At 68.8% G+C, this 26775-nt stretch carries 23 protein-coding genes and 1 pseudogene; 21 read left to right on the forward strand and 3 right to left on the reverse strand.

Annotation, left to right across the window (positions count from 1 at the left end):
* Window positions 1-108 precede the first annotated feature (108 nt).
* The 8 genes from OG555_RS29940 (at window position 109) to OG555_RS29975 (ending at window position 10574) form a co-directional block, all read left to right on the forward strand.
* Window positions 109-357: a YlxR family protein gene (locus tag OG555_RS29940; RefSeq protein ID WP_329484895.1), complete on the forward strand. Its 249-nt coding sequence runs from the start codon at window positions 109-111 to the stop codon at window positions 355-357.
* Between the two features lie 112 nt (window positions 358-469).
* Window positions 470-3610, forward strand: coding sequence for a translation initiation factor IF-2 (gene infB, locus OG555_RS29945; protein WP_329475898.1), 3141 nt, complete (start codon window positions 470-472; stop codon window positions 3608-3610).
* Between the two features lie 98 nt (window positions 3611-3708).
* Window positions 3709-4143 carry a 30S ribosome-binding factor RbfA gene (gene rbfA, locus OG555_RS29950; protein ID WP_329475899.1) on the forward strand — a complete coding sequence of 145 codons (435 nt, stop codon included), beginning with the start codon at window positions 3709-3711 and terminating at the stop codon, window positions 4141-4143.
* A gap of 26 nt (window positions 4144-4169) precedes the next feature.
* Window positions 4170-5078, forward strand: coding sequence for a tRNA pseudouridine(55) synthase TruB (gene truB / locus OG555_RS29955; RefSeq protein WP_329484896.1), 909 nt, complete (start codon window positions 4170-4172; stop codon window positions 5076-5078).
* A 440-nt stretch (window positions 5079-5518) separates the two neighbouring features.
* The gene (locus OG555_RS29960; protein WP_329475900.1) at window positions 5519-7510 is read left to right on the forward strand and encodes an APC family permease; all 1992 of its coding nucleotides are present in this window, start codon (window positions 5519-5521) and stop codon (window positions 7508-7510) included.
* Window positions 7511-7565: 55 nt separating this feature from the next.
* Window positions 7566-8993, forward strand: coding sequence for a sensor histidine kinase (locus OG555_RS29965; protein ID WP_329475901.1), 1428 nt, complete (start codon window positions 7566-7568; stop codon window positions 8991-8993).
* Complete coding sequence (locus tag OG555_RS29970; RefSeq protein WP_329484898.1) at window positions 8993-9667, forward strand: response regulator; 675 nt, start codon at window positions 8993-8995, stop codon at window positions 9665-9667. The genes OG555_RS29965 and OG555_RS29970 overlap by 1 nt, the downstream gene beginning before the upstream one ends.
* Before the next feature lie 28 nt (window positions 9668-9695).
* The gene (locus OG555_RS29975; RefSeq protein WP_329475902.1) at window positions 9696-10574 is read left to right on the forward strand and encodes an NAD-dependent protein deacetylase; all 879 of its coding nucleotides are present in this window, start codon (window positions 9696-9698) and stop codon (window positions 10572-10574) included.
* Between the two features lie 146 nt (window positions 10575-10720).
* Here OG555_RS29975 and OG555_RS29980 read toward each other — a convergent pair whose 3' ends face one another.
* Window positions 10721-11290 carry an SGNH/GDSL hydrolase family protein gene (locus OG555_RS29980; RefSeq protein ID WP_329475903.1) on the reverse strand — a complete coding sequence of 190 codons (570 nt, stop codon included), beginning with the start codon at window positions 11288-11290 and terminating at the stop codon, window positions 10721-10723.
* A gap of 119 nt (window positions 11291-11409) precedes the next feature.
* On the opposite strand from OG555_RS29980, the gene OG555_RS29985 reads away from it, so the two are divergent.
* The 4 genes from OG555_RS29985 to OG555_RS30000 all read left to right on the forward strand — a co-directional run bounded on the left by OG555_RS29985 (window position 11410) and on the right by OG555_RS30000 (window position 16577).
* On the forward strand, window positions 11410-12372 hold the full coding sequence (locus OG555_RS29985) for a bifunctional riboflavin kinase/FAD synthetase (RefSeq protein WP_329475904.1): 963 nt from the start codon (window positions 11410-11412) through the stop codon (window positions 12370-12372).
* Window positions 12373-12489: 117 nt separating this feature from the next.
* Window positions 12490-12762: a 30S ribosomal protein S15 gene (gene rpsO / locus OG555_RS29990; RefSeq protein WP_328521718.1), complete on the forward strand. Its 273-nt coding sequence runs from the start codon at window positions 12490-12492 to the stop codon at window positions 12760-12762.
* Window positions 12763-13044: 282 nt separating this feature from the next.
* Window positions 13045-15267 carry a polyribonucleotide nucleotidyltransferase gene (locus OG555_RS29995; protein WP_329475905.1) on the forward strand — a complete coding sequence of 741 codons (2223 nt, stop codon included), beginning with the start codon at window positions 13045-13047 and terminating at the stop codon, window positions 15265-15267.
* Window positions 15264-16577, forward strand: a complete 1314-nt coding sequence (locus tag OG555_RS30000; protein WP_329475906.1) for a M16 family metallopeptidase — start codon at window positions 15264-15266, stop codon at window positions 16575-16577. Before OG555_RS29995 ends, OG555_RS30000 begins: the two co-directional genes overlap by 4 nt.
* On the opposite strand, the gene OG555_RS30005 is transcribed toward OG555_RS30000, so the two are convergent.
* Window positions 16567-17787, reverse strand: a complete 1221-nt coding sequence (locus OG555_RS30005) for a cytochrome P450 (RefSeq protein ID WP_329475907.1) — start codon at window positions 17785-17787, stop codon at window positions 16567-16569. The two genes, OG555_RS30000 and OG555_RS30005, sit on opposite strands and share 11 nt — an antisense overlap.
* A 2-nt stretch (window positions 17788-17789) precedes the next feature.
* The gene (locus OG555_RS30010; RefSeq protein ID WP_329475908.1) at window positions 17790-18446 is read right to left on the reverse strand and encodes a hypothetical protein; all 657 of its coding nucleotides are present in this window, start codon (window positions 18444-18446) and stop codon (window positions 17790-17792) included.
* Between the two features lie 103 nt (window positions 18447-18549).
* Here OG555_RS30010 and OG555_RS30015 point away from each other — a divergent pair, with 103 nt between their 5' ends.
* The 9 genes and pseudogenes from OG555_RS30015 (at window position 18550) to OG555_RS30055 (ending at window position 26764) form a co-directional block, all read left to right on the forward strand.
* The gene (locus OG555_RS30015; protein ID WP_329475909.1) at window positions 18550-19188 is read left to right on the forward strand and encodes a TetR/AcrR family transcriptional regulator; all 639 of its coding nucleotides are present in this window, start codon (window positions 18550-18552) and stop codon (window positions 19186-19188) included.
* A gap of 169 nt (window positions 19189-19357) precedes the next feature.
* Window positions 19358-19812, forward strand: a pseudogene (locus OG555_RS30020) (FAD-binding oxidoreductase); the annotation flags it as partial.
* A gap of 498 nt (window positions 19813-20310) precedes the next feature.
* Window positions 20311-20730, forward strand: coding sequence for a BBE domain-containing protein (locus OG555_RS30025; protein WP_329484899.1), 420 nt, complete (start codon window positions 20311-20313; stop codon window positions 20728-20730).
* Between the two features lie 152 nt (window positions 20731-20882).
* The gene (locus tag OG555_RS30030) at window positions 20883-21062 is read left to right on the forward strand and encodes a hypothetical protein (RefSeq protein ID WP_329475910.1); all 180 of its coding nucleotides are present in this window, start codon (window positions 20883-20885) and stop codon (window positions 21060-21062) included.
* A gap of 298 nt (window positions 21063-21360) precedes the next feature.
* Window positions 21361-22941: a peptide ABC transporter substrate-binding protein gene (locus tag OG555_RS30035; RefSeq protein WP_329475911.1), complete on the forward strand. Its 1581-nt coding sequence runs from the start codon at window positions 21361-21363 to the stop codon at window positions 22939-22941.
* Entirely contained in the window at window positions 22938-23864 is a 927-nt protein-coding gene (locus OG555_RS30040) for an ABC transporter permease (protein WP_329475912.1), read from the forward strand. Before OG555_RS30035 ends, OG555_RS30040 begins: the two co-directional genes overlap by 4 nt.
* Window positions 23857-24753 (forward strand): ABC transporter permease, encoded by an 897-nt coding sequence (locus OG555_RS30045; RefSeq protein WP_329475913.1) that lies wholly within the window; start codon window positions 23857-23859, stop codon window positions 24751-24753. The genes OG555_RS30040 and OG555_RS30045 overlap by 8 nt, the downstream gene beginning before the upstream one ends.
* Window positions 24750-25751, forward strand: a complete 1002-nt coding sequence (locus OG555_RS30050) for an ABC transporter ATP-binding protein (protein WP_329475914.1) — start codon at window positions 24750-24752, stop codon at window positions 25749-25751. Before OG555_RS30045 ends, OG555_RS30050 begins: the two co-directional genes overlap by 4 nt.
* Entirely contained in the window at window positions 25751-26764 is a 1014-nt protein-coding gene (locus OG555_RS30055; protein WP_329475915.1) for an ABC transporter ATP-binding protein, read from the forward strand. The genes OG555_RS30050 and OG555_RS30055 overlap by 1 nt, the downstream gene beginning before the upstream one ends.
* Window positions 26765-26775 lie beyond the last annotated feature (11 nt).

Below are 26775 nucleotides of genomic sequence, written 5' to 3' on the forward strand. Positions count from 1 at the left end.
ACCCTGAGGATCACGTACCAAGTGACTGCAGACGCGCGCCCTGGCAAGTCCCGGGAGCGCACCTGTATCGGGTGCCGGAAGCGGTCCAGTCCGGCTGACCTGCTGCGGATGACGGTGTCCGGAGGACGTGTTCTCCCGGATCCCGATCGTCGGGCGCCTGGCCGCGGGGCGCATCTGCACCCGGTGGCCGCGTGCCTCGACCTCGCCGAGCGGCGTAAAGCGGTTCCGCGGGCCTTCAAGGTCCCCGGTCCGCTTGATCTGGCGCTCGTGCGGGAACATGTCGCACAGCGCAGTACCGAAAGCAGTACCGAAAGTGCGGCCACCCGGCCGCCCGCGACGACCGTCGCGACGAACTGAAGGCGGGTCATCGACTCATGACCACTCGATGAGTGTCTACCGATGAGTGCAAAGCGATGAGCACGTACGTCAATTAACGGTCCGCGCCCAGGCTCGGACCAGAGGGAGAGTAGTGGCAAAGGTCCGGGTCTACGAGCTCGCGAAGGAGCTCGGAGTTACCAGCAAGGTCGTTCTGACCAGACTGAACGACATGGGCGAGTTCGTCCGGTCGGCATCCTCGACGATCGAGGCACCTGTCGTCCGGCGGTTGGCGGAGGATTTCGAGAAGAACCCGCCGAAGAAGCGCGCGGCCAAGAAGGCCGCCGCGAGCACGTCTGCCGCGCCGCAGGCGACCGCACCGGTCGCGCCTGCCGAGCCGGCAAAGAAAACCCAGCCGGCCCCGGCCGAGCGCCCCGCGCCGGCCGCTGAGGCGACCCCGGCGCCGGTCGCAGCAAACCCCAAGGCGGAGGTGGCCGAGAAGGTGGAGTCTGCTCCGGCTCCGGTGAAGTCGGTTCCGACCCCAGGCGTGAAGCCGGGGCCGCGTCCGGGCCCGAAGCCCGCGCCGCGGCAGGAGACCGCTCCCGCCGAGGTCGCTCCGGCGGCCAAGGCCGAGACCCCGGCGGCGCCGTCGTTCGAGGCACCGGCCGCCAAGGCCACGCCGGCAGCGCCGGCGCCCAGCCCGGCAGCCGCTCAGCCGGCCGCTCCGGCACAGCAGCGTCCGGCCGCCGAGCAGTCGACCCGGCCGGGTCCGCGTCCGGGTGGGCCGGGATCCGGTCCGCGTCCGGGTGCGCCGCGGCCTGGTGGCCAGGGCAATGCGCCCCGTCCCGGCGCCCCGCGCCCCGGTGCGCCGCGTCCGGGTGGCCAGGGCGGTGGGCCCCGTCCGGGTGCGCCGCGTCCGGGCAACAACCCGTTCAGCTCGACCCAGGGCATGCAGCGCGGTGGAGCGCGCCCCGGCCAGGGTGGTCAAGGTGAGCGTTCCGGTCAGGGTGCGAGCCCGGCCGGGATGGCGCCGCGTCCGCCGCAGTCCCGTGGTGACGACCGTGGTCGCAGCAACGACCGGCCGCGTCCGAGTGGTGTGCCCGGTGCGCCGCGCCCCAACCCGGCGATGATGCCGAAGTCCTCGGCCGGAACGTTCACCGGTCGTCCGTCCGGTCCGGGCGGCGGCGGTGGAGGCGGCGGCGCTGGTGGCCGTGGCCGTCCCGGTGGCGGTTCCGGTGGACCGGGTGCCGGTCCGCGCGGTGGCGGCGGTGGCGGCGGCGGTGGCTTCCGTCCCGGCGGCGGCGGCCCGAGCGGCCCGCCCGGTGGCGGCGGTGGTCGTCCGGGTGCGGGCAACCGTGGTCGTGGCGGGACGCAGGGTGCCTTCGGGCGTCCGGGCGGTCCGGCGCGCCGTGGCCGCAAGTCGAAGCGGGCGAAGCGCCAGGAGTTCGACAACATGCAGGCGCCGGCAGTCGGCGGCGTTCGCGTCCGGCACGGTGACGGCGAAGTCGTGCGCCTCGCCCGTGGTGCGTCGCTGACGGACTTCGCCGAGAAGGTCGGCGTCGACCCGGCGTCGCTGGTGCAGGTGCTGTTCCACCTCGGCGAGATGGTGACCGCGACCCAGTCGGTCAACGAGGAAGTCCTGGAACTGCTCGGCACCGAGCTGAACTACGACGTCCAGGTCGTGTCCCCCGAAGACGAGGACCGCGAGCTGCTGCAGTCGTTCGACATCGACTTCGGCTCCGACGAGGGCGACGAGGACGACCTGGTCAAGCGGCCGCCGGTGGTGACCGTGATGGGTCACGTCGACCACGGTAAGACGAAGCTGCTGGACGCGGTCCGCGAAGCCAACGTCGTGGCCAAGGAAGCCGGTGGCATCACCCAGCACATCGGTGCGTACCAGGTGACGACCGAGGTGGACGGCGAGCAGCGGGCCATCACCTTCGTCGACACCCCGGGTCATGAGGCGTTCACCGCCATGCGTGCCCGTGGTGCGCAGGCCACCGACATCGTCATCCTGGTGGTCGCGGCCGACGACGGCGTGATGCCGCAGACGATCGAGGCGCTGAACCACGCCCGGGCGGCGAACGTCCCGATCGTGGTCGCGGTGAACAAGATCGACGTCCCGAGTGCGGACCCGGCCAAGGTGCGCGGTCAGCTGACCGAGTACGGCCTGGTGCCCGAGGAGTACGGCGGCGACACCATGTTCGTCGACGTCTCGGCGAAGTCCCGGATCAACATCGACGGGTTGCTGGAGTCCGTGGTCCTGACCGCGGACGCGGCGCTGGACCTGCGGGCCAACCCGAACATGCCGGCCCAGGGCATCGCGATCGAGGCCAACCTGGACAAGGGCCGTGGTCCGGTGGCGACCGTGCTGGTGCAGCGCGGCACGCTGCGGGTCGGCGACTCGATGGTCGCGGGACCGGCGTACGGCCGGGTCCGGGCCATGCTCGACGAGCACGGCGACCCGGTCGAGGAGGCCACGCCGTCGCGTCCGGTGCTGGTGCTCGGTCTGACCGCCGTACCGGGTGCGGGTGACAAGTTCCTGGTCGTCGACGACGACCGGATGGCACGGCAGATCGCCGAGAAGCGCGAAGCTCGCGCCCGGGCGGCAGCCAACGCCAAGCGTCGTGCCCGCCGGACCCTCGAGGACTTCATGGCCTCGATGGAGAAGGGCGAGACGCAGGAACTGCTGCTCATCCTCAAGGGCGACGTGTCCGGTTCGGTCGAGGCGCTGGAAGACGCCCTGGTCCGGATCGAGGTCGGCGACGAGGTCAACCTCCGCGTCATCGACCGCGGTGTCGGTGCGATCAACGAGAACGACGTCAACCTGGCCATCGCGTCGAACGCCGTCATCATCGGCTTCAACGTGCGGCCGGCGGGCAAGGCCGGTGACCTGGCCGAGCGCGAGGGCGTCGATGTCCGGTACTACTCGGTCATCTACGCGGCGATCGACGACATCGAGGCGGCCCTGAAGGGCATGCTCAAGCCGATCTACGAGGAGGTCACCCTCGGCCAGGCGGAGATCCGCGAGATCTTCCGCTCCTCGAAGGTGGGCAACATCGCCGGTTGCTGGGTGACCAGTGGGCTGATCCGCCGCAACGCCAAGGTCCGGTTGATCCGGGACGGCGCGGTGGTGGTCGACAACACCGAGTTGTCGTCGCTGAAGAGGTTCAAGGACGACGCGTCCGAGGTCCGCGAGGGCTTCGAGTGTGGTCTGACCGTCAACGGCTACAACGACATCAAGATCGGTGACATCGTCGAGTCGTTCGAGCTTCGCGAGAAGCCGCGCAACTGACACAGCAAGGGTGATCCGCCCGGATCACCTGGGAGTAACGTCCGGAGAGACGGTCTTCGTCTCTCCGGACGTTCTCATGAATGAGGGAGTGAGCCCTGATGGGTGAAGCAAGGGCGAAGCAGCTGGCCGACCGGATCCAGGTGCTCGTCGCCGAACTGCTCGAGCGCCGGGTCAAGGACCCCCGGCTGGGCTTCGTCACCGTGACGGACGCCCGGCTGACCGGTGACCTGCGCGAGGCCAGCGTCTTCTACACCGTGTACGGCGACGAGCAGGCGCGGGCGTCGACCGCAGCCGCCCTGGAGTCGGCCCGTGGCCTGATTCGCAGCGAGGTCGGCAAGGCGCTGGGCCTGCGGCACTCGCCGAGTGTCGCGTTCTTCCTGGACGCCGTTCCTGAGACCGCTGGGCAGATCGAGGACCTGCTGGCGAAGGCCCGCGAGGCCGACGCCGAGGTGGCCAAGGCAGCCGCGGGTGCCAAGCCGGCCGGCGACGCGGACCCGTACAAGCACAAGGACGACGACGAGGACCAGGACTGAGTGCTGCGTTGACCGGCATCGACATCATGTCCCCGAACGGCATCCCGTCCAGTGACTTCACTTCGTCGTCCGACGGGATCGTCGTCGTGGACAAGCCGGCGGGGCTGACCTCGCACACCGTCGTCGCCCGGGTCCGCCGGCTCGCCGGCACCCGCAAGGTCGGGCACGCCGGCACGCTCGACCCGATGGCGACGGGTGTGCTGGTCGTCGGCCTCAACCGGGCGACCCGGCTGCTCGGTCACCTTCAGCTCGCCGACAAGTCGTACGACGCGACGATCCGGCTCGGCGCGACCACGACCACCGACGACGCCGAAGGCTCCGTGCTGACCACGGCCCCGGTCGACGGGATCACGGCCGAGGCGATCGAGTCGGCGGTGGCCGGTTTCCGCGGCGAGATCTCGCAGGTGCCGTCGAAGGTCTCGGCGATCAAGGTCGACGGGCGGCGCGCGTACGAACGCGTCCGGGCCGGCGAGGAGGTCGCGCTGAAGGCTCGGGCGGTGACGGTCTCGCGGTACGACATTCTCGACGTACGCCCGGGGCCGGACGGGATCGATGTCGACGTTTCGGTCGACTGTTCCAGCGGTACCTACATTCGTGCCCTGGCTCGTGATCTCGGCGCCGAGCTCGGCGTCGGCGGTCACCTGACCGCGTTGCGTCGTACCCGGGTCGGCGCCTTCGACCTGGCGGCGGCGCACACGCTCGAGTCGCTGGCGCAGGAGTTCGCCTGGCTGCCGATCGCGGATGTTGCTGCCGGCACCTTCCCGCGGTACGACGCCGACGCCGACCAGGCCGCCGCCATCCGTACCGGACGCCCGCTGTCCGGCCTCAAACTCCAGCCCGGGCAGACCGCGATGTTCGACCCGACCGGCACCTTCCTCGCCCTCTACGAACCGCACGGGCCGGTCGCCAAACCCACCGCGGTCTTCGTCAGCTAGTCCCACTCTGGGGACCTGGGACACCCAACCGGGCCCTGAGACAGTAAATATCAGGTCCCAGCCCTCCATTTCCTGTCCCAGGTCCCGACAGTTGCTCGGGGTGGGCCCGCGTTGTCGGTGGTGGGTTCTACCGTCGGGAGATGAGATACGGGATCGTGATGGCTTCCGGATGCACGGGCGGCTGCTGAGCTGGCCGCTCTGGCTGAGGAGCACGGGTGGGACGGGTTCTTCGTGTGGGAGGCGGTCTGGGGGGATCGACGCCGACTGGTCATCCATGGATCCGACCACCGCCCGCGCAGCGGCCGAGCGTCGCCTGAAGGCCGGCCCGCCGCGTATCGATTGACATGGCGCGTTAAGGCGGCATCAAGATCGATGGCCCGGCCGTCAAGGGGGTGTCAAGACCGGGGCGACGGCGCGCGGCGGGGCGGTTGGCTGGTGTTGTGAAGTTGTTAGAGCTGCCGAAGAGATTCCTGGTGGGGCGGCCGCTGCGGAGTGAGCGGTTGGGTGAGACCTTTCTGCCGAAGAAGCTGGCTCTGCCGGTGTTCTGCAGCGACCCGCTCTCCTCGAACGCCTATGCGACCGAGGAGATCCTGCTCATGCTCAGCCTGGGCGGGTTGACGCTGCTGCACCTCACGCCGTGGATCGCCGCCGTCGTCCTCGCGCTGCTCGCCGTGGTCGTCGCGTCGTACCGACAGACCTGTTACGCCTACCCCAGCGGTGGCGGCGCGTATGCGGTGAGCCGGGCGAATCTCGGTCAGAGCGCCTCACTGGTCGCGGCCAGTGCGTTGCTCGTCGACTATGTGCTGACAGTCGCCGTGTCGGTCGCGGCCGGGGTCCAGAACATCGTCTCCGCGCTTCCGGCGCTCGGGCCGCACGCGGTGGCGGTGTCGATCGGTATGATCGCGATTCTCGCGCTGGCGAACCTGCGCGGCGTCAAGGAGTCCGGTACGGCGTTCGCGATCCCGACGTACGGGTTCATCGCGGTCGTGCTGACGATGATCGCGGTCGGGTTCGTCCGGATCCTCGCCGGCGACCCACCGCGGGCCGAATCCGCGCCGTACGGCATCGAGGCCGGGAACCACCTGACCGGGCTGGCCGTCGTGCTGCTCGCGATGCGTGCGTTCGCATCCGGATGTACGGCGCTCACCGGAGTCGAGGCGGTCAGCAACGGGGTGCCGAACTTCAAGCCACCGAAGAGCAGGAACGCGGCGGCGACGCTGACGATCATGGGCGCGGTGACCATCGCGATGTTCGTCGGCATCACCGCGCTGGCGATGGTGTCCGACGTCCACGTCGCTGCCGATCCGGGCCGGCTCACCGGTACGCCGGACGGGTACGAGCAGCGCACGGTGATCGCGCAGGTCGCCGGTTCGGTGTTCGGCGGGTATCAGTCGATCGGGTTCTTCGCGGTTCAGGCGTTCACCGCGGCGATCCTGGTCCTGGCCGCGAACACCGCCTACAACGGGTTCCCGATCCTGGCCTCGTTGCTCGGACACGACGGGTTCCTGCCGCGGCAGTTCTCCCGGCGCGGCGACCGGCTGGTGTTCAGCAACGGCATCGTCATCCTGTCCGCGCTGGCCGGTGTGCTGATCTGGGTCTTCGACGCCAGCACGACCCGGCTGATCCAGCTGTACATCATCGGTGTGTTCGTATCGTTCACGCTGAGCCAGACCGGCATGGTCGTGCACTGGACCCGCCTGCTGCGGGAGTCGTCCGGGGCCGGGGCCTCGATGCATCGATCCCGGGCGATCAACGGGTTCGGCGCGGTCTTCACCGCCGTGGTCCTGGTCGTCGTCCTGATCACCAAGTTCACCCACGGAGCCTGGATCGTGGTACTGGCGATGCCTGCCCTGTTCCTGCTGATGAAGGGCATCCGGAAGCACTACGACCGGGTGGACGCCGAACTGCGGCCGAGGCCGGGCGGTGTCGTCCTGCCGCCGCGGGTGTTCGCGATCGTGCTGGTCTCCAAGCTGCACACACCGACGTTGCGCGCGCTTGCCTATGCCCGCGCGACGCGCCCGACGTCGCTGACCGCGGTCACGGTGAGCACGGACCCGGACGCGGCGGACCTGCTGTTGAAGGAATGGGGCGAGCGGGACATCCCGGTGCCGTTGAAGGTCCTCCACTCGCCGTACCGGGATGTGACCGGTCCGGTGCTGAGCTACGTCCGGGACGTACGACGGAACAGTCCACGAGACCTGGTTGCAGTGTTCATTCCGGAGTACGTCGTCGGACACTGGTGGGAGGCGTTCCTGCACAACCAGAGCGCACTGCGCCTGAAAGCACGCCTGCTCTTCCAGCCTGGCGTGATGGTCATCAACGTGCCCTGGCAGCTCGGTTCCGCGGAGGTCCTCGAGGCACGCCGGGTGCCGCCCGCGGACATGACCGCGGTCGCCGTGACCACGACACCCAGGGTCGAGGAGCCCGTCTGACCGACCGGCTGACGCGGTCCGCCACCGGACCGCGGCACCGTGTCAGAGTGGTGCCGTGGACAACACGAGGCCGCCCGGACGAGGGGCTGCCGGCGTCGCGCCTGCCCGGAGGTCCGGGCACGGTCGGTGGCGGCGGCTCTGGACCGGCTTGGTCCTCGTTCTCGCCGGCCTGCCGGCCTTGACGGTCGCGCTCGTCCCGGTACGCGACAGCCTCGCGCTCGAGAGCATCCTCCTGCTGTATCTCCTAGTCGTCGTTCTGATCGCGGTGACCGGCGGCCTGGTCCCCGGGGTCGCGGCGGCCCTGGCTGCCGTGCTGCTCGCCAACTTCTTCTTCACCACGCCGTATCACACCCTCGCGGTCGAACAGCGGGACAGCATCATCGCCCTGTTCGTGTTCGTCCTGGTCGCGGTGACGGTCAGCGTGACGGTCGATGTGGCCATGCGGCACCGGATCGCGGCCGCCCGCAGCCGGAGCGAGGCCGACGTCCTGTCCCGCGTCGCGGCCGAACCCGTGACCGGCGACTCGCTCACCGCGGTGCTCGAAGAGGTCCGGGAGACCTTCGGAATGGTGTCGGTCGCACTGCTCGAGCGCCGCGGCGAGATCGAACACGTGGTCGCGGTGGCCGGCGCGCCCCTGCGCGGCAGTCCCGTGATCTCGGCCCCCGCCCGGGACGGACTACGGTTGGTTGCCGAAGGCCCCGAGCTGTTCGCCGAGGACCGGAAACTGCTGACCCGGCTGGCAGGTGCGGCCGCACGGGCCTGGGAGGACCAGCAGTTGGCCGGCGAGGCTGCCCAGGCTCGGCAACTCGCGGAGGTCGATCGGTTGCGGGCCGCCTTGCTGGCCGCAGTCGGACACGACCTGAGGACACCGCTGGCCGGCATCAAGGCCGCGGTCTCCAGCCTCCGGCAGCGCGACGTGACCTGGAGTCCGGACGAGCAGAGCGAACTGCTGGAGACCATCGAGGAGTCGGCCGACCGGCTCGACGACCTGATCACGAACCTGCTGGCGATGAGCCGGTTGCAGGCGGGCGCCCTGTCGGTCGACCTGCGGCCCGTCGTGCTGGAGGAGGTCGTCGCCAAGGCGCTGGTCGGCGTACCGGCGGACATCGTCACCGTCGACGTCCCGTACGACCTGCCGCTCGTGCTTGCCGACGCGGGGCTGCTCGAGCGGGTGATCGCCAACCTGGTCGACAATGCCCGGCGGTTCGCACCGGCCGGGGTCCCGGTCCGGGTCGAGTCGTCGTACGACGAGAACGCCGTACGGGTGCACGTGGTCGACACCGGGCCAGGTGTACCGGAGGAGGACCGCGAGCGTATCTTCACGCCGTTCCAGCGGCTCGGCGACAATCGGTCCGACGGCGGTGCCGGCCTGGGGCTCGCGATCGCCCGTGGCTTCAGCGAGGCGATGGCGGGAACCGTGCTGCCGTCCGAGACCCCTGGCGGAGGATTGACGATGACTGTGACTCTGCCGGTGGCGCCTTGATCAGCGTCCTGATCGTCGACGACGACCGGCAACTGCTGCGAGCGCTGGCGATCAACCTGCGGGCCCGCCAGTACGACGTCGAGACCGCGGCCGACGGGACGACCGCGCTCGCCGCGGCGGCCCGGCGTCCACCCGATCTGGTCATCCTCGACCTCGGCCTGCCGGACCTCAACGGGGTCGAGGTGGTCGGCGGTCTGCGCGGCTGGTGCTCGGCCCCGATCATCGTGCTGTCCGCTCGCGACACCCAGGCGGACAAGGTCGCCGCCCTGGACGCCGGCGCCGACGACTACGTCACGAAACCCTTCGGCATGGATGAGTTGCTCGCCCGGATCCGGGCCGCGCTCCGGCGCACGGCAGTGGACGCCGGGAGCCAGGTGGTCGTCCGGACGGAGGCATTCACCATCGACCTCGCCGCCAAACGCGTGATCACAGCCGAGGGCGACGTCCGCCTGACCCCAACCGAGTGGAGCCTGCTGGAGATCCTGGTCCGCAACCCCGGCAAGCTCATCAGCCAGAAACAGTTGCTGCGGGATGTCTGGGGACCCGGCTACGAGTCCGAGACCAACTATCTCCGCGTCTACATGGCCCAGCTCCGCCGCAAGCTCGAGCTCGACGCCTCCCGCCCCGTCCATCTCATCACCGAACCCGGCATGGGCTACCGCTTCCAGCCTTAGGGCGTGTCCGGCTCGGTACGCTGGGAGCGTGCGTTCCCGTCCGACACTCAGTTGGGCTCCCGGTCCCGAGGTTCTGGCGTTGCAGCCTGGTACGACGGATGTCGGAGCTCTTGCGGATGTCGTGAACGGCGGGGGAGTCGTCGTACTGAGTGGGGCGGGGATCTCGACCGAGTCGGGGATTCCGGACTACCGCGGTGAGACGGGCAGTCTGCGGACGCATACGCCGATGACGTACGGCGACTTCGCGGCGAGCGAATCAGGTCGGCAACGGTACTGGGCGCGCAGCCACCTCGGCTGGCGCACGATCGCCCGCGCGGAGCCGAACGACGGGCATCGGGCGGTCGCGGCCCTGCAGGCTCGCGGCTACCTCAGCGGCGTGATCACCCAGAACGTGGACGGCCTGCACCAGGCGGCCGGTGCCCGCGACGTGATCGAGCTGCACGGCAACCTCGACCGCGTCATCTGCCTGAACTGCGGTACGACGTCGGCCCGCGAAGCCCTCGACCGTCGCCTGCGCGCCGCGAACCCGGACTTCGAAGGGGAGGCGACCCGGATCAACCCGGACGGTGACGTGGACCTGCAGGACTCCATCGTCCGGACCTTCACCGTCGTCCCGTGCACGGTCTGTGGCGGCGTACTCAAGCCCGACGTGGTGTTCTTCGGCGAGAACGTGCCGAGGTCCCGGGTCGAGCGCTGCTACCGGCTGATCGACGACGCGAACGCCGTACTCGTCCTCGGTTCGTCCCTCACCGTCATGTCCGGCTTTCGTTTCGTCCGGCACGCGGCCAAATCCGGCACGCCGGTCCTCATCATCAATCAAGGCCTGACCCGCGGCGACCCGTACGCCGTTCAGCGCGTCAACCTCCCCTTGGGCCAAGCGCTCACCGAGCTCACGCAGCGGCTGTGAACACCACCGGGCCGGGCCACGCGTGAGGTGGCTCGGCCCGGGGTCCGCCGTACGGATTGGAAAGGGTCAGCGTTGCGCGCTGGTCCGCAGGCGGTTCAGGGAGGCCTCGAGGGCCTGAGGGGAGGCAGCGGCCTGGCGGGCCAGCACTAGCCGACCAGCAGGATCGTTGCCTTCGGCGACCTTTGTTTGATGCCCTGGACAACGGCCGTGATCCGGACCTGCGTCTGGGCGAGGCGAGCCTTCAGCGTGTCCACTCCGTCGACCGTGAAGTGTGCCTTGCACGGTGCGCCGGTCGGGTCGGAGGCGCGCAGCCCGGGACACGTGCCGACGATGTCGCCGAACACCCCGAAGTCGTTGCCGCCGTTCCCGAGCGTGACCAGGCCTGTGTCCGGAGTCAGCGCGTCGAACTGCGGCGCGGCCGTCCCGAGCGGTGTGCTCTGCGGCTGCGTCATGTTCGTGGTGTCGGCGCCACCGCAGCTCACGTCGGTGAAGTGGCGAACCCGCAGTGCGGCCGCCAGCATCTTCGGGTAGTTGCTGTACGAGCGCACGCACCCGAGCGACAACAGGTCCGGCAAGGGGACGAGCGGCGCGGAGGTGTACGAATCGCCGAGCGCCACGTAGTTCCGGAACGCGGGCGTCGGGTCCGCCTGAGCAACCGGCAGCGTGCCGAGGAGAACCAGGGACGCGCAGGCGGCGACCAGGCGGCGTAGCTTCACGGGACCCTCCCCAGACTTCGGCGGTGCGGGCCCACTCTAAGTTGAGTCACCGCTCGATCACAAGGGGTGATCGTGGCCCTGCTGCACGGAATCCGGTGGTGACATGGAATCCTGCTCTCATGCGTGTCTGGCACGGATTGGACCAGGTGAGCCCGGATCTCGGGCCGACGGTCGTCACGATCGGCAACTTCGACGGCGTACATCGGGGGCATCAGGAGGTACTCGCGCACGCCAGGGCGCGGGCGGCCGAGCTGGGTGGCCTGCCGGTGGTCGCGCTGACCTTCGACCCGCACCCGATGGTGGTGCTGCGGCCCGACCGGGCGCCGGCGATGCTCAGCCGCCCCGAGGAGCGGGCCGGGCTGCTGACCGGGTACGGCGCCGACGCGGTGCTGATCCTCCCGTTCACGAAGGACGTGTCGGGCTGGTCGCCGGAGGAGTTCATCGAGCGGGTCCTGGTCGGCACTCTGCACGCCAAGGCCGTCGTGGTCGGGGAGAACTTCCGGTTCGGCCACAAGGCCGCCGGGCACGTGGACACGCTCGTCGCGGCCGGCGCCAAGGACGGTTTCCAGGTTGAGGGTCTGAGCCTGTCGGGCGACGCGCAGCCGTGGTCGTCGACGTACATCCGGGAGCGCGTCGCCGAGGGCGACGTCGAAGCCGCCGCGGAGGCGCTCGGGCGGCCGTTGCGGGTCACCGGAGTGGTCGTCGAGGGCGACAAGCGCGGCCGGGAGCTCGGCTACCCGACCGCGAACATCCCCGCCGACGCGACGGCCGCGATCCCGCTCGACGGTGTGTACGCGGGCTGGCTGACCGTGCTCGAGCCGGCTCCGGGTGCTTCGTCGTACGACGAACCGCTGCCCGCCGCGATCAGTGTCGGCAGCAACCCCACCTTCGACGGCGTGGACCGGCGGGTGGAGTCGTACGTGCTCGATCGCGACGACCTGGAGCTGTACGGCGCCCGGATCGCGGTGGATTTCGTGGCCCGGTTGCGGGGCAGTCAGATCCGGTTCGAGACCATCGACGAGCTGCTGGTCCAGATGAAAGCCGATGTCGACGGAGCGCGCCGGATCCTTACCCAGAATTAGGGTGACGCGTCCACGGACTGATACTCTGGGCGCTGCCGTCTGAACGGCCGCGGATCGAGAGTGCCCGGGTGACCCAAGCCCCGGTGCGCCGCGCAACGGACATCGAGAGGATCGCACGTGTCGTCAGCCAATCCTGAGGCGAAGAAGAAGATCATCGGCGAGTACGCCCTGACCGAGGGCGACACCGGTTCCCCCGAGGTCCAGGTCGCGCTCCTCACGCACCGCATCGCGGAGCTCACCGAGCACCTGAAGGAGCACAAGCACGACCACCACAGCCGTCGTGGCCTGCTGCTGCTCGTCGGTCAGCGCCGCCGGCTGCTGAACTACCTGGCGAAGAAGGACATCAACCGCTACCGGTCCCTGATCGAGCGGCTCGGCCTTCGCCGATGACGTCGCGAGGAGCGGCCCCCGAGCTCGGGTGGCCGCTCCTGGCGTATCCGCGCCAGTGCTGAATCGCGGGCGCGGGTCATAACTGAATACAGAAGCACGCAAGACGAACGAGGCGACGCGAAGCGCGTGGCGGGAGGACGACCGGTCCTCGGTAGTGGCTTTCGGAAATTCAACACAGTTTCCGCGGGCCTCGATCGAAGACCGGCACCCCGGAAGCTCGCGCCTCGCAGTCGTCACACTGCTAGAGAGGGGTATCCCGTGTCGGGATCCACAAGCGTGCCCATGGAGGGCGCAGATTTCGCTGAAGCCGTCATCGACAACGGCAGCTTCGGCACCCGTACCATCCGCTTCGAGACGGGCCGTCTGGCCCAGCAGGCCGCCGGCTCCGCCGCCGCCTACCTCGACGGCGACACGATGGTGCTGTCGGCCACCACGGCCAGCAAGAAGCCCAAGGACCAGTTCGACTTCTTCCCGTTGACGGTGGACGTCGAGGAGCGGATGTACGCCGCGGGCCGGATCCCCGGCTCGTTCTTCCGCCGGGAGGGCCGCCCGTCCGAGGAGGCCATCCTGACCTGCCGGCTGATCGACCGCCCGCTGCGGCCGTCGTTCGTGTCCGGCCTGCGCAACGAGATCCAGGTCGTCATCACGGTCCTCGCGCTGAACCCGGACAAGCTGTACGACGTTCTCGCGATCAACGCCGCGTCGATGTCGACCCAGCTGGCCGGCCTGCCGTTCTCCGGCCCGATCGGCGGCGTCCGCGTCGCGCTGATCGAGGGCCAGTGGGTGGCGTTCCCGACCCACACCGAGCTCGAGGACGCGGTCTTCGACATGGTGGTGGCCGGCCGGGTGACCGAGACCGGTGACGTCGCGATCATGATGGTCGAGGCCGAGTCGACCCCGACCACCTTCGAGAAGGTCGCGTCCGGTGTCCAGGCGCCGACCGAGGAGATCGTGGCCCAGGGCCTCGAGGCCTCCAAGGCGTTCATCAAGACGCTGGTCGAGGCGCAGGCCGACCTGGCCGCGCGGGCCGCGAAGCCGACCGGCGAGTTCCCCGTCTTCCCGGACTACCAGGACGACGCGTTCGCCGCGGTCGAGGCCGCTGCGAGCGAGGAGCTGGCGCAGGCGCTGACCATCGCCGGCAAGCACGAGCGTGAGGACGCCACCGACGCGGTCAAGGCCGCCACGGTGGACAAGCTGGCCGCCGACTTCGAGGGCCGCGAGAAGGAGCTGTCCGCGGCGTTCCGGTCGCTGACCAAGAAGCTGGTCCGGCAGCGGGTGCTGAAGGACAAGATCCGCATCGACGGCCGCGGGCTGACCGACATCCGGCCGCTCAAGGCCCAGGTGCGGGTGCTGCCGCGGGTGCACGGTTCGGCGCTGTTCGAGCGCGGCGAGACCCAGATCCTGGGTGTCACCACGCTGAACATGCTGCGGATGGAGCAGCAGCTGGACACGCTGTCCCCGGAGACCCGCAAGCGCTACATGCACAACTACAACTTCCCGCCGTACTCGACCGGTGAGACCGGCCGGGTGGGTTCGCCGAAGCGTCGCGAGATCGGTCACGGCGCGCTGGCCGAGCGGGCCCTGGTGCCCGTGCTGCCGTCGCGCGAGGACTTCCCGTACGCGCTGCGTCAGGTGTCCGAGGCGCTCGGTTCGAACGGGTCGACCTCGATGGGTTCGGTCTGTGCCTCGACGCTGTCGCTGCTGTCCGCCGGTGTGCCGCTGAAGGCCCCGGTCGCCGGTATCGCGATGGGTCTGATCTCCGGTGAGGTCGACGGCAAGGAGGAGTTCGTCGCGCTGACCGACATCCTCGGCGCCGAGGACGCGTTCGGCGACATGGACTTCAAGGTCGCCGGCACCAAGGACTTCGTCACCGCCCTGCAGCTGGACACCAAGCTGGACGGCATCCCGGCCAGCGTGCTGGCCGGTGCGCTGACGCAGGCCAAGGACGCGCGGCTGACGATCCTGGACGTGATGGCCAAGGCCATCGACGCGCCGGGTGAGATGAGCGAGTTCGCGCCGCGGGTCATCTCGGTGAAGGTCCCGGTCGACAAGATCGGCGAGGTCATCGGCCCGAAGGGCAAGATGATCAACCAGATCACCGAGGACACCGGCGCCGACATCTCGATCGAGGACGACGGCACCGTCTACATCGGCGCGACCGACGGTCCGAGCGCCGAGGCGGCCAGGGCCGCGATCAACGCGATCGCGAACCCGACCATGCCGGAGAAGGGCGAGCGCTACCTGGGCACGGTCGTGAAGACGACCAACTTCGGTGCGTTCATCAGCCTGCTGCCGGGCAAGGACGGTCTGCTGCACATCAGCAAGCTGCGTCCGCTGGCCGGCGGCAAGCGGGTCGAGGCGGTCGAGGACGTCCTGTCGGTCGGCCAGAAGCTGCAGGTCGAGATCGCCGAGATCGACGACCGCGGCAAGCTGTCGCTGATCCCGGTCATCGAGGGTGAGGGCGACAAGAAGGCCGACGAGAAGGTGGCTGACTCCGCCGAGTGACGCGAGCCATCACCAGCACCCTGCTGAGCCCGGAGGCGGGCGGTCCGGTGAAACGGACCGTCCTGCCCTCCGGGCTTCGGGTTGTCTCCCAGTCCGTGCCGGGCTTCCGCTCGGTCACCTTCGGCGTCTGGGTCGGCGTGGGGTCCCGGGACGAACCGGACCACCTCGCCGGCGCGACGCACTTCCTCGAACACCTGTTGTTCAAGGGCACCGAGCGCCGCGACGCGCTCGAGATCTCCGCCGCGATCGACGCGGTCGGCGGCGAGATGAACGCGTTCACCGGCAAGGAGTACACCTGCTACTACGCGCGGGTGCTCGACTCCGACCTGCCGCTCGCGGTCGACGTCATCTGCGACATGATCACCTCCGCCACGCTGACGGCTGCGGACGTGGAGAGTGAGCGCGACGTCATCGACGAGGAGATCGCGATGCACGCCGACGAGACGTCGGACCACATCCACGACCTCTTCGCAGAGCAGCTCTGGGGCATGTCCCCGCTGGGTCGCTCCATCACCGGTTCGCCCGAGTCCGTGGCCGGGCTGACCCGCGAGCAGGTCGTGGGCTGGTACCGGCGCCGGTACAAGCCCTCCGACATCGTCGTCTCGGTCGCCGGGAACGTCGACCACGCGGACGTCGTCCGCCTGGTCCGCAAGGCGTTCGAGCGGCACTGGGTGACCACGGAGGCCGAGCCCGCCCCGGTCCGACTAGGTGCCGCCGAGCCAGTTCCGACGTACGGCGGAGTGCGCGTTCACCATCGTGATGTCGAGCAGGCGCACCTGGTGCTCGGGATGCCGGGCCTGATGCGGAACGACGAGCGCCGGTACGTCGCCGGCGTACTGCACGGGATCGTCGGCGGCGGGATGTCGTCCCGACTGTTCCAGGAGGTCCGGGAGAAGCGCGGCCTGGCGTACTCGGTCTTCACGTTCGGCTCGGCGTACGCCGACTCCGGCATGGTCGGCGTGTACGCCGGCTGCCTGCCGAAGAAGGCCGGCGAGGTCCTCGACGTGGTCCGCGCCGAACTCGAGGTGATTGCCAACGGCAACATCACCCCGGACGAGCTGCTCCGCGGGAAGGGCCAGATGCGTGGCTCGGTCGTGATGGGCCTGGAGGACGCCGGCGCGAAGATGACCCGCATCGCCAAGGCGGAACTCGTGTACGGCGAGCTCCCCACCGTCGACGACATCCTCCACCGCATCGATGCCGTCACCCTCGACGACGTCAGCCAGTTGGCCGCCGAGCTGTACGCCGGCACCCCGGCCCTGACCTTGATGGGCCCGTACGACGAAGACAGCACCGCTTTCACGCTCTGACCCGGATCGGCAGCGTCTGATAGCCGCGCAGCACGAGCCTGTCGCGGCGTACGGGCTGCCGGCCGGGATCAGCAGAGAGGCCGGGAAAGCGGTCGAGGAGGCGGGGGAAGGCCACGGATGCTTCGAGCCGGGCGAGGTTGTTGCCGATGCAGATGTGTTGGCCGGCGCCGAAGCTGAGTGGCTTGTTGTCGGCGCGGGTGGGATCGAACCGGTCGGGGCGCGGATACCGGGCCGGGTCGCGGTTGGCTGCCCCGAGCAACAGAATCAGGTCGCTGCCGGCTGGGATGCCGACGTCCTCGACAACGAGGCCGTCGGCGCTTGCCACCCGGGTCGTCACCTGCACCGGAGACTCGTAGCGCAAGGCCTCTTCGATGAAGGCCGCTGTCGTGGTCTGGCCGGAGCGCACCGCCACGGCGAGGTCCGGACGGTCGAGCAGGATCGTCAGCCCGTTGCCGAGGAGATCGGTTGTCGTCTCGAAGCCGGCGACCAGCAGCAGGATCAGGTTGGCGAGCAACTCCTCGTCGGACAGGCGGCCGTCGTCCGCGTCGCGGGCAGCCACCAGGGCGCTGACGAGGTCGTCGCCCGGCCTCGTCCGGCGTTCGCCGATCAGGTGAGTGAAGTACTTTCCGAGTTCGCGGGCGGCTTCGTCGGCCGGACCGTCCACATCGCCCGTGAGTTCCAGCGCCGCGGTCAACGCGGACGCCAGCGGGCGGAACTGGTGGCGGTCGGCCATCGGGATCCCGAGCAGTTCGCAGATCACAGTGACCGGCAGCTGGAAAGCGAATCGGTCCATGAAGTCGACCGTCCGGCCGTCGGCTCCGGACTCGGCCAGCGCTTCGAGCAGGGTGTCCACGGCGGCCACGACCGTCGGCTGCAGCGCGGCGACTCGGCGTGGCGTGAAGACCTGGGAGATCAACGAGCGCATGCGACCGTGGTCCGGAGGGTTGGTCCGCAGAATCGACCGGTTCATCAAGCGCAGCGCTGCCGCGTCGCCCGCATCCGTAGGATCGCTCGGCAAGGCGAATCCAGGGTTTCGAAGCACTTGGTTGACCGCCGCGTAGCCGACCACGAGGAAGACGGTGTCGGTGATGGCCTGAACCGCGCCGTTCCGGTGCGCTGCGGCGTACAACGGGAAGGGATCGGCTCGCCCTGCCGGTGACACCAAGGCCTGGATGATCGCCGCCGCGCTCTCGTCGGGGGAGGAGGCCATCGTCAGCGGACCTGGTGGAGGTCGGTGGCGGCGCGACCGAGGAGGATGTAGCCGATGGCGTACAAGGTCGCGCCGGCTACTTCGAAGATCTGGATCAGGCCGAAGCCTGGTCCGGAGGTGAAGATGAACAAGCCGCCGAGCGTGTACGCGACGGCGCCTACGGCGAGCAGCAGCCCGGCCAGCCGCAAGCCGTGTCGGCCGAGGGTGCGGGCGAGCCACACGTAGCCGAGCGGGAACACCAGTAGTGCCGGGAAGACGATCAGCGCGGCCGGCGTATCGAGGTCGGACGCCTGGTGGACCACGCTCGGGTGGTACTCCGCTCGGACCGGATTGTGCGAGCCGTCGAAGATGATCAGCGCGAACCACAGCAGCGTGCCGACCAGGGCGCCGTACCAGGCACTGAGGTCCCGCCGGCGGGTGATCTGGTTGCCCAGGGCAATGACGCTGGCCAGGCAGACGACCTGCAAGAGCAGGCCGGCCGCCTGGATGTCGTGGGTGAGTCCGTAGCGCTCGCCGGCGGCCGCGATGCTCCAGCCGTCCCGGGCGGGATGCAGCAGCGTGCCGAGCCAGAACACCGGCCCGCCGATCAGCGCGGTCAGCCGGGCGGTGGTGCGGAGTTGGCGACGTGTGGCGCCGGAGTGCGGAAGTGTCTCGGTCATCGGTGCAGGTCTCCGTTCACGGATGCCTCGTGGTGGAATTCACTAGAGTGTTGCTCTAGTGGATCACTAGTGGCGAACTCTAGTCAACTGCTAGGCTGTGGGCATGAACCCCGGTCAGGCCATCCGGCGAGTGGACAAGGCGCGCGCCAATCGGCACCGGATGCGGGGTGCGGCGCTGGGCCTGTTCACCGAGCGGGGGTATGCCGCGACCTCGATGCAGGCCGTCGCCGCCGCGGCCGGCATGGCGGTACAGACGCTGTACTTCACCTTCGGCACCAAGCGCGCCCTGCTCAGCGAGATCCTCGACGTCGCCGTGGCCGGCGACGAGGAACCCGTTCCGACTCTCGAGCGGCCCGGAGTGCTGGCCGCGATCGACGACCCCGATCCGGAGCATCAGCTTCGCGCGCAGACCCGCCTCGCCCGGGAGATCTACGAGCGCGTCGCACCCGTGCTGCATGTCGTCTCCAGCGCCGCCTCGGCCGACCCCGAGATCGCCGAGCTCTGGGAGACCAACAACGCCCAGCGGGCGACGGTGATGGAACGGCTCATCACCGCCCTTGCGGCCAAAGGCCCGCTCCGCGAGGGCGTCGACCCGGCGATGGCCATCGACATCGCGCTCGCCCTGCAGAGCCCGGAGATGTACCACTACCTGACGAAGCGCCGCGGCTGGAGTCCCAGCCGATGGGAGCACTGGACAGCCGACGCCCTGATCACCCAGCTACTCCCGAACCGCGAGGGCTAGACGTCATGAAATGCCCGGGGTGATCTCGCGGGGGCTTCTGTTCCCCGTCGGCTGTCAGATCCTGACCGAAATACCTCCGGGTCCCGATCACCTCGACAGTCCTCACCGGCAGGAGCAAACTGGCCGGTGAAAGGGGGCCTGGGGGAGGGGGGAGTAGGTCATGAGCACGATGACTCCGGAGATTCAGGCGCTCGGCGATGACTTCCGCGGGGAGCTGATCCATCCGGGCGACCCGTCGTACGACGAACAACGTGCGGTCTGGAACGGGTCGATCGACCGGCGGCCCGCGGTGATCGCTCGCTGCACCGGAGTCGCCGATATCCGGAGCGCGCTGGCGTTCGCCCGCCGTACCGGTCTGCCGGTCGCGGTCCGCGGCGGCGGTCACAGCTTCCCGGGCACTCGACCTGCGACGGCGGGATCCTGATCGATCTCGCTGCGCTGAAGGGCATCCGGGTCGATCCGGTACGACGTACCGCCCGCGCGCAGGCGGGTGTGCTGCTGGGTGAGCTCGATCGGGAGACGCAGGCGTTCGGCCTGGCGACGCCGTCGGGCATCGTCACGCACACCGGTCTGGCCGGCCTCACCCTGGGCGGCGGGATCGGCTGGCTGATGCGCAAGTACGGACTGAGCATCGACAACCTGATCTCGGTCGACGTGGTCACCGCCGAGGGTGAGCTGGTGATCGCGAGCGAGGACGTGAACGCCGATCTGTTCTGGGGTATCCGCGGTGGTGGTGGAAACTTCGGCATCGTGACCGAGTTCGAATTCCGGCTGCACCCGGTCGGGCCGATCGTGTACGGCGGCCTGGTGGCGTGGCCGATGGAGCAGTCGCCGGAGTGGATGCGCTTCTACCGGGACTGGATCACCGACGTCCCGGACGAGCTGACCACCGCGGTGATCCATCGTTGGCTCCCAGCCGTGCCGACGATTCCGGCCGAGCTGCACGGCCGACCGGTGGTGGCGGTCGTCGTCGGCTACGCCGGACCGGTCGAGGAAGGCGAGCAGGCGGTAGCGCCGCTCAAGGCGTTCGCACCGCCGTTGCTGGACACGTGCACGGCGACGCCGTACCTCTCCCTGCAGTCGATGTTCGATCCGAGCTTCCCGCATGGCCGGTGGTACTACATGCGCGCGTGCGACGTCGGCGAGTTGACCGACGACGTGATCGACATCGCGGCCGAGCGCGGTTTGGCGATCGATTCGCCGTACACGGCGTACCCGATCTTCCACCTCGGCGGCGCGATCTCCCGAGTGCCTGAGGACAGTACGGCGTTCGGCGGGCGATCGAGCGGGCACACGTTCAACTTCGTCGGGGCGACGCTCGGTCCGGACGGGTTCGAGGAGCAACGGGAGTGGGTGCGGGACTCGTGGCGGGCGATCGAGCCGCACCAGTCCGGGGTGTACGTCAACTTCCTCACCGACGAGGGCACCGACCGCATCCGCACCGCGTACGGCGCCTCGACATACGAGCGGTTGACGGAGCTGAAGCGGAAGTACGACCCGGGCAACCTGTTCCACCTGAACCAGAACATCCCGCCCAGCTGACGCGGTAATCTGCCAGGAGTTGTGTCGCGTCACCACGTGAGACCTCGGCCATCGACGCCGAGGCGGAGCGCGAGATCTTCGCCGACTTACGCCGTACCAAGGACACCCGGATCACGATCGTCGTGTCGCACCGGGCCTGGACGTTGCGCGCGATGGACCGGATCTACGTCATCGACGACGGTTCGGTGGTGCAGTGCGGGACGTACCCGGAGCTGATGGCACAGCCGGACGGGCGGTTCGCACGGCTGTTCGCGACACACCACGAATCGGCAGGCGGGTCGTCCCGGCACAGCCTGCAGGGGACCGGACACTCACCGCAGTCGACGATGTGATGAGGACAACGGCCTGAGTGCGCATTTGTGTGCACAAAGACTATTGGGTGAGATCTGACCTGACGTCTGATGACTCAGGGAGGTTATGTGATTAAGGTGGGGCGGTCCTCCGTGATGGCTGGCTGGTCGTCTGAGGTCTTGGGAAAGTAACGCCTGAGTTACGCGCCGCCGTTTTGTGCCTGACAACGTTGACATGCGCAGTTTCGACCAGCCACCATGACGCTTGATCCGCCCGCTTAACGGCCCTCCCGCCGAGGAAGTTGGTTTGACTGTGCGACGTCTGACTGGGGTTGTGGGGGTGGCACTCGGTCTCGCACTGGTGCTCGCCTCTTGTGGAGATGGGAAGTCCAGTGGTGGCTCCGCCAGTGGTGCGAAGAGTGAGATCATCGCGATCGCTGCCGACCCGCTGGAGTACATCAACCCGCTGAACGAGAACGGCAGTCCGGGTATCCAGGTCGCGATGGCGATGTTCGCCCCGCTGGTGACCACCGATCCGAACTCGGGCAAGCTCGAGAACGTGATGGCCGACTCGGTCACACCGGACAAGACCAGCCAGACCTGGACGGTCAAGCTGAAGCCCGGCAACACCTTCCAGAACGGCCAGCCGCTGACCGCGAAGGACTACGTGGACAGCTGGAACATGACCGCCGAGGGTTCGAACGCCTGGAAGAACAACGGCTTCTTCTCCAAGGTCGAGGGGTACGAGGCGCTGAACCCGCCGACCCCGGACGGCGCCACTCCGAAGCCGACCGCGGTGAAGACGCTGAGCGGCCTCAAGCAGGTCGACGACCTGACCTTCACGGTCAAGCTCAAGGTGCCGTTCTCGCAGTTCGGCCTGACCCTGCAGTACCTCGGCCTGGCCCCGCTGCCGGAGGAGGTGCGGAAGAACCCGGACGCCTACAAGCGCAAGCCGATCGGCAACGGCCCGTACAAGCTGGCCGCCGACTGGAACGCCGGTGACGACATCAAGCTGGCCAAGTGGGACGGCTACAAGGGCCCGAACGCGCCCGAGGCGGACTCGATCACCTACCGGTTCATCCCGAACGCGGACACGGCGTACAACGAGTTCCTGGCCGGCAACGTGGACTTCACCGACGTGCCGTCGACCAAGGTGCAGAGCTTCAAGACCGATGCGCCGGACAAGTGGGTGACCAGCGTCAGCTCCGGCGCGAACTACCTGGTCTTCCCGGCCTGGGACGCGCGCTACAAGAACCCGAAGCTGCGGCACGCGTTCTCGGAGGCGATCGACCGCAAGGCGTTCGCCGACCTGGTCGGCCTGTCCGACCCGGCCAAGGGCCTGATCGCGCCGGACATCGCCGGCTACCGCGACAACGCCTGCAAGTACTGCGACTTCGACGCCACCAAGGCCAAGCAGCTGCTGCAGGAGGCGGGCGGCTTCTCCGGCACGGTCAACATCAGCTACAGCACCACGTCCGCGACCGGGCAGATCTTCGCCGAGGCGATCGGCAACATGCTCCGGCAGAACCTCGGCCTGCAGGTGAAGTACACCGGCAAGCAGGGTTCGGAGATCACCGAGCTGGCCGACTCCCGCAAGCTGGACGGCCTGCGGTTCGGCGGCTGGGGACACGACTACCCGTCGATCGAGGACTACCTGACCCCGATGTTCAAGTCCAACGGTGACGCGAACTTCGCCGGCTACAACAACCCGGCGCTGGACGCCGTGCTGGCCAAGGGCGACGCCGAGCCGGACCAGGACAAGGCGATCAAGCTCTACCAGCAGGCCGAGGACATCGCGCTCGAGGACATGCCGCTGATCCCGCTGTACACCAAGTCGAACGCCTACCTGCACTCGGACAAGATCGAGCCCCGGGTGTCGAAGTACGTCGGGGTGTCGGCGCTCTACGCGACGTTCAAGTGATCCGGTTCGTCCTGCGCCGCGCGCTGGCGGCCGTCCCGATCGGGCTGATCGTCACGCTGGGGGTCTTCGCGCTCGTCTTCGCGATGCCCGGAGACCCCCTGCGGGAACTGGCCGGCGACAAGCCGATCCCGGCGGCCGTGCTGGCGGCCAAGCGGGCCCAGTTCCACCTCGACGATCCCTTCATCATCCAGTACCTGCTGAGCATGAAGGACATCCTCACCGGCCACTTCGGTACGACGTTCGCGGGCGCGGACATCGCCGATCAGCTCCGGCTGCGGATCCCGGTCACGCTGAAGCTGACCCTGCTGGCGAACGCGTTCCAGTGGACACTGGGGCTGTTCTTCGGCGTCTACGCCGGCTTCAAGCGCAACGGGCTGATCGACAAGTCGTTGCTGCTGGCAACGTTGTTGCTGCTCGCGGTGCCCGGACTGGTGGCGTACTTCGCCGCGCAGTACCTGTTCGGCGTCGAGCTGAAGTGGTTCCCGGTCTCGGGTGTGCTGGAAGGGTTCCCGCGCTCGTACCTGTTGCCCGCGCTGGTGATCGGCGTGCTCGGATTCGCAGGTCTCGCCCGGCTGATGCGGACGTCGATCGTGGAGACGGTGAACGCCGACTTCGTGAAGACGGCGCGGGCGAAGGGGATGGGGGAGCAGCGGGTGCTGTGGTCACACATCCTGCCGAACGCGCTGCTCCCGGTGGTGACCTTCATCGGGATCGACCTGGCCGGCATGTTCGGCGGCGCGATCATCACGGAGAGCATCTTCAACCTGCCCGGGCTCGGTCAGTTCATGTTCCAGGCGATCAAGCTGAAGGAGGGTGGCGTCGTGGTGCTGTTGTCGACCCTCGCCTTCATCTCGTTCATCGTGATCAACCTGCTGGTCGACGTGCTGTACGGCGTCCTGGACCCGAGGGTGCGCAATGTCTGAGATCCAGGCGGTCGTCGGCGCCGAGGCACAGGAGCTCGGCGACGGCCGCACGCTGTCGAACCGGGAACTGCTGCGCGCGCTGCTGCGCAAGCCGCAGTTCGTCGTCTGCAGCCTGCTCCTGCTGTTGTTCTTCCTGATGGCCGCGGTGCCGAAGCTCTTCACGCCCATCGATCCGCGGTTCTGCGAGCTGACCAAGAGCCGGCACGGCCGAAGCCCGGGACACTTGTTCGGATTCGACATCCAGGGCTGCGACTACTTCGCCAACGTGATCTACGGCGCACGTCCGTCGGTCCTGGTCAGCATCTGCGCGAGTTTCGGGGTCTTCATCCTGGCCGGCTCGTTCGGGTTGCTGGCCGGGTACTTCCCGGGCTTCGTCGACGCGCTGATCTCGCGGACTGCCGACGTACTGTTCGCGGTGCCGGGCATCGTGGTGCTGATCGTGATCCTGAACTCGGTGCCGAACCGCAGCATCTGGATCATCGTCGGCGTGATCCTGCTGATCGGCTGGCCGGGCGGGATGCGGCTGATGCGGGCCACGGTGTTCTCGGTCCGCAACCGCGAGTACGTGCTGGCGGCTCGGTCGATCGGCGTACCCCCGGTGCGGATCCTCCGCAAACACGTGTTCCCGAACGCGATGGCGCCGCTGCTGGCGATGACTACGCTCGGCATCGGCGGCATGGTCGGCCTCGAGGCCGCGCTGACGTTCCTCGGGGTCGGGCTGCAACCGCCGTCGATCTCGTGGGGTTCGCAATTCGGCGTCGCGGCGTCGTACCGGGACACTCCGCACCTGTTCATCTGGCCGGCGTTGTTCATCTCGACGATGACGATCTCGTTCATGATCATCGGCGACTCGATCCGCGACGCCCTCGACCCGAAGTTGCTCCGATGACCAAACATGGCGAAGTACTGCTGAAGGTCGACGACCTCAGCGTCGAGTTCGACACCCCGCGCGGGCCGGTGCGTGCGGTCGACGGGGTGTCCTGGCAGGTCCGGGCCGGCGAGACGCTGGCGATCCTGGGCGAGTCCGGGTCGGGGAAGAGCGTGTCGACCCAGGCGCTGACCGGGATCCTCGAGATGCCGCCGGGCCGGATCGTCTCCGGTACGGCGGAGTACCGCGGCGTGGACCTGATCGGGATGACCGTGAAGGAACGGCGCAAGATCGTCGGCGACCGGATCACCATGGTGTTCCAGGACTCGCTGTCGGCGCTGAACCCGGTGCAGTCGGTCGGCACCCAGATCGCCGAGTGCTACCGCGTGCACCGCGGCATGTCGAAGAAGGCCGCGCTCAGGCAGGCCGCGGACATGCTCGACCAGGTCCGGATCCCGGCCGCGGCGAAGCGGGTGGGCGACTACCCGCACGAGTTCTCCGGCGGCATGCGGCAGCGGGTGATGCTCGCGATGGCGCTCGCGCTCGATCCCGACGTACTGATCGCGGACGAGCCGACCACGGCGCTCGACGTCACCGTCCAGGCACAGATCCTGGAGCTCATCGCGGAACTGCAGGCCGAACGCGAGATGGGCGTCGTCCTGATCACCCACGACCTCGGCGTGGTGTCGGACGTCGCGGACAACGTGGTGGTGATGTACGCCGGGCATGTGGTCGAGCGAGCGTCCACCGCGGAGGCCCTGGAGTATCCCGTTCATCCTTATACGGAAGGGCTTCTGGGCTCGATGCCGTCGGCGGACCTGAAAGGCCAGGAGCTGCCGACCATCCCCGGTACGCCGCCGTCGTTGCGGGCGATCCCGTCCGGCTGCGCGTTCCGGCCCCGGTGCCCGCACGCGATCGACGACTGCGCGCGTGAGGTGCCCCCGCTGCTCACCGTCGCCCCTGGCCGGGATGCCGCGTGCATCCGCCGTACGTCGATCGCGGAACGAGAGGCGGTGTGATGGCCGACGAGTTGCTGGTGGCAACCGATCTGGTGAAGCACTACGACATCAGTCCGGCGTTGAGCTTCGGGACCAAGACACTGGTTCGTGCGGTCGACGGCGTCGACCTGACGCTCCGCAGGGGCGAGTCGCTCGGCATCGTCGGCGAGTCGGGCTGCGGGAAGTCCACGCTGGTCCGGCTGCTTGCCGCGCTGGAGAAGCCGACGTCCGGACAGCTCTTCTACGGCGGGGTCGACGTCAGCAAGCTGAGGGCGCGCGATTTGCGGCGCTGGCGGCGCAACGTGCAGGTGGTGTTCCAGGACCCGTACTCGAGCCTGAACCCACGGATGCGCGTCGGCGAGATCGTGGCCGAGCCGCTGGAGGTCCACCCGGATGTGGCGAAGCGTGTCGACGTCCGGTCCCGGGTGCGTGAACTGCTCGAACTGGTCGGGTTGCGGGCCGAGGACGAGACCAAGTTCCCGCACCAGTTCTCGGGCGGCCAGCGGCAGCGGATCGGGATCGCCCGGGCGATCGCACTGAACCCCGACGTACTGCTCTGCGACGAGCCGGTGTCCGCACTGGACCTGTCCGTGCAGGCGCAGGTGGTGAACCTGTTGATGCGCCTGCAGCGTGAGCTTGGTCTCAGCATCATCTTCGTCGCGCACGACCTCTCCGTGGTCCGGCACGTCTCGGACCGGGTCGCGGTGATGTACCTGGGCAAGGTGGCCGAGCTGGGCGAGCACCAGCAGGTGTACGACGTCCCCGCGCATCCGTACACGCAGGCGCTACTGTCCGCCGAGCCCGGACTGGCCCGGCAGGGCAGGAAGCGGATCGTGCTGGCCGGTGACCCACCGTCGCCGGTGATGCCGCCGTCCGGCTGCCGGTTCCACACCCGCTGTCTGCGCGCGGAAGCCCGCTGCAGCAGCGAGGAACCGCAGCTCCGCGAGATCCCCTCCGGGCAGACCGTCTCCTGCCATTTCGCCGAAGACGCCCAGGCCGCCTACACCCCGGCCCAAGGGGTATCTGTGGAGTAATGGCCTAGGGT

It is taken from the genome of Kribbella sp. NBC_01484 (assembly GCF_036227145.1).
GTDB lineage: Bacteria > Actinomycetota > Actinomycetes > Propionibacteriales > Kribbellaceae > Kribbella.

What these genes read in the sequence shown, in the direction of transcription:
- OG555_RS29940 (WP_329484895.1), top strand. Translation starts at nt 109, where the DNA reads ATGACGGTGTCCGGAGGACGTGTTCTCCCGGATCCCGATCGTCGGGCG.
- rbfA (WP_329475899.1), top strand. Translation starts at nt 3,709, where the DNA reads ATGGGTGAAGCAAGGGCGAAGCAGCTGGCCGACCGGATCCAGGTGCTC.
- truB (WP_329484896.1), top strand. Translation starts at nt 4,170, where the DNA reads ATGTCCCCGAACGGCATCCCGTCCAGTGACTTCACTTCGTCGTCCGAC.
- OG555_RS29985 (WP_329475904.1), top strand. Translation starts at nt 11,410, where the DNA reads ATGCGTGTCTGGCACGGATTGGACCAGGTGAGCCCGGATCTCGGGCCG.
- OG555_RS29995 (WP_329475905.1), top strand. Translation starts at nt 13,045, where the DNA reads ATGGAGGGCGCAGATTTCGCTGAAGCCGTCATCGACAACGGCAGCTTC.
- OG555_RS30005 (WP_329475907.1), bottom strand. Translation starts at nt 17,787, where the DNA reads ATGGCCTCCTCCCCCGACGAGAGCGCGGCGGCGATCATCCAGGCCTTG.
- OG555_RS30010 (WP_329475908.1), bottom strand. Translation starts at nt 18,446, where the DNA reads ATGACCGAGACACTTCCGCACTCCGGCGCCACACGTCGCCAACTCCGC.
- OG555_RS30015 (WP_329475909.1), top strand. Translation starts at nt 18,550, where the DNA reads ATGAACCCCGGTCAGGCCATCCGGCGAGTGGACAAGGCGCGCGCCAAT.
- OG555_RS30025 (WP_329484899.1), top strand. Translation starts at nt 20,311, where the DNA reads ATGCGCGCGTGCGACGTCGGCGAGTTGACCGACGACGTGATCGACATC.
- OG555_RS30030 (WP_329475910.1), top strand. Translation starts at nt 20,883, where the DNA reads ATGGACCGGATCTACGTCATCGACGACGGTTCGGTGGTGCAGTGCGGG.
- OG555_RS30045 (WP_329475913.1), top strand. Translation starts at nt 23,857, where the DNA reads ATGTCTGAGATCCAGGCGGTCGTCGGCGCCGAGGCACAGGAGCTCGGC.
- OG555_RS30050 (WP_329475914.1), top strand. Translation starts at nt 24,750, where the DNA reads ATGACCAAACATGGCGAAGTACTGCTGAAGGTCGACGACCTCAGCGTC.
- OG555_RS30055 (WP_329475915.1), top strand. Translation starts at nt 25,751, where the DNA reads ATGGCCGACGAGTTGCTGGTGGCAACCGATCTGGTGAAGCACTACGAC.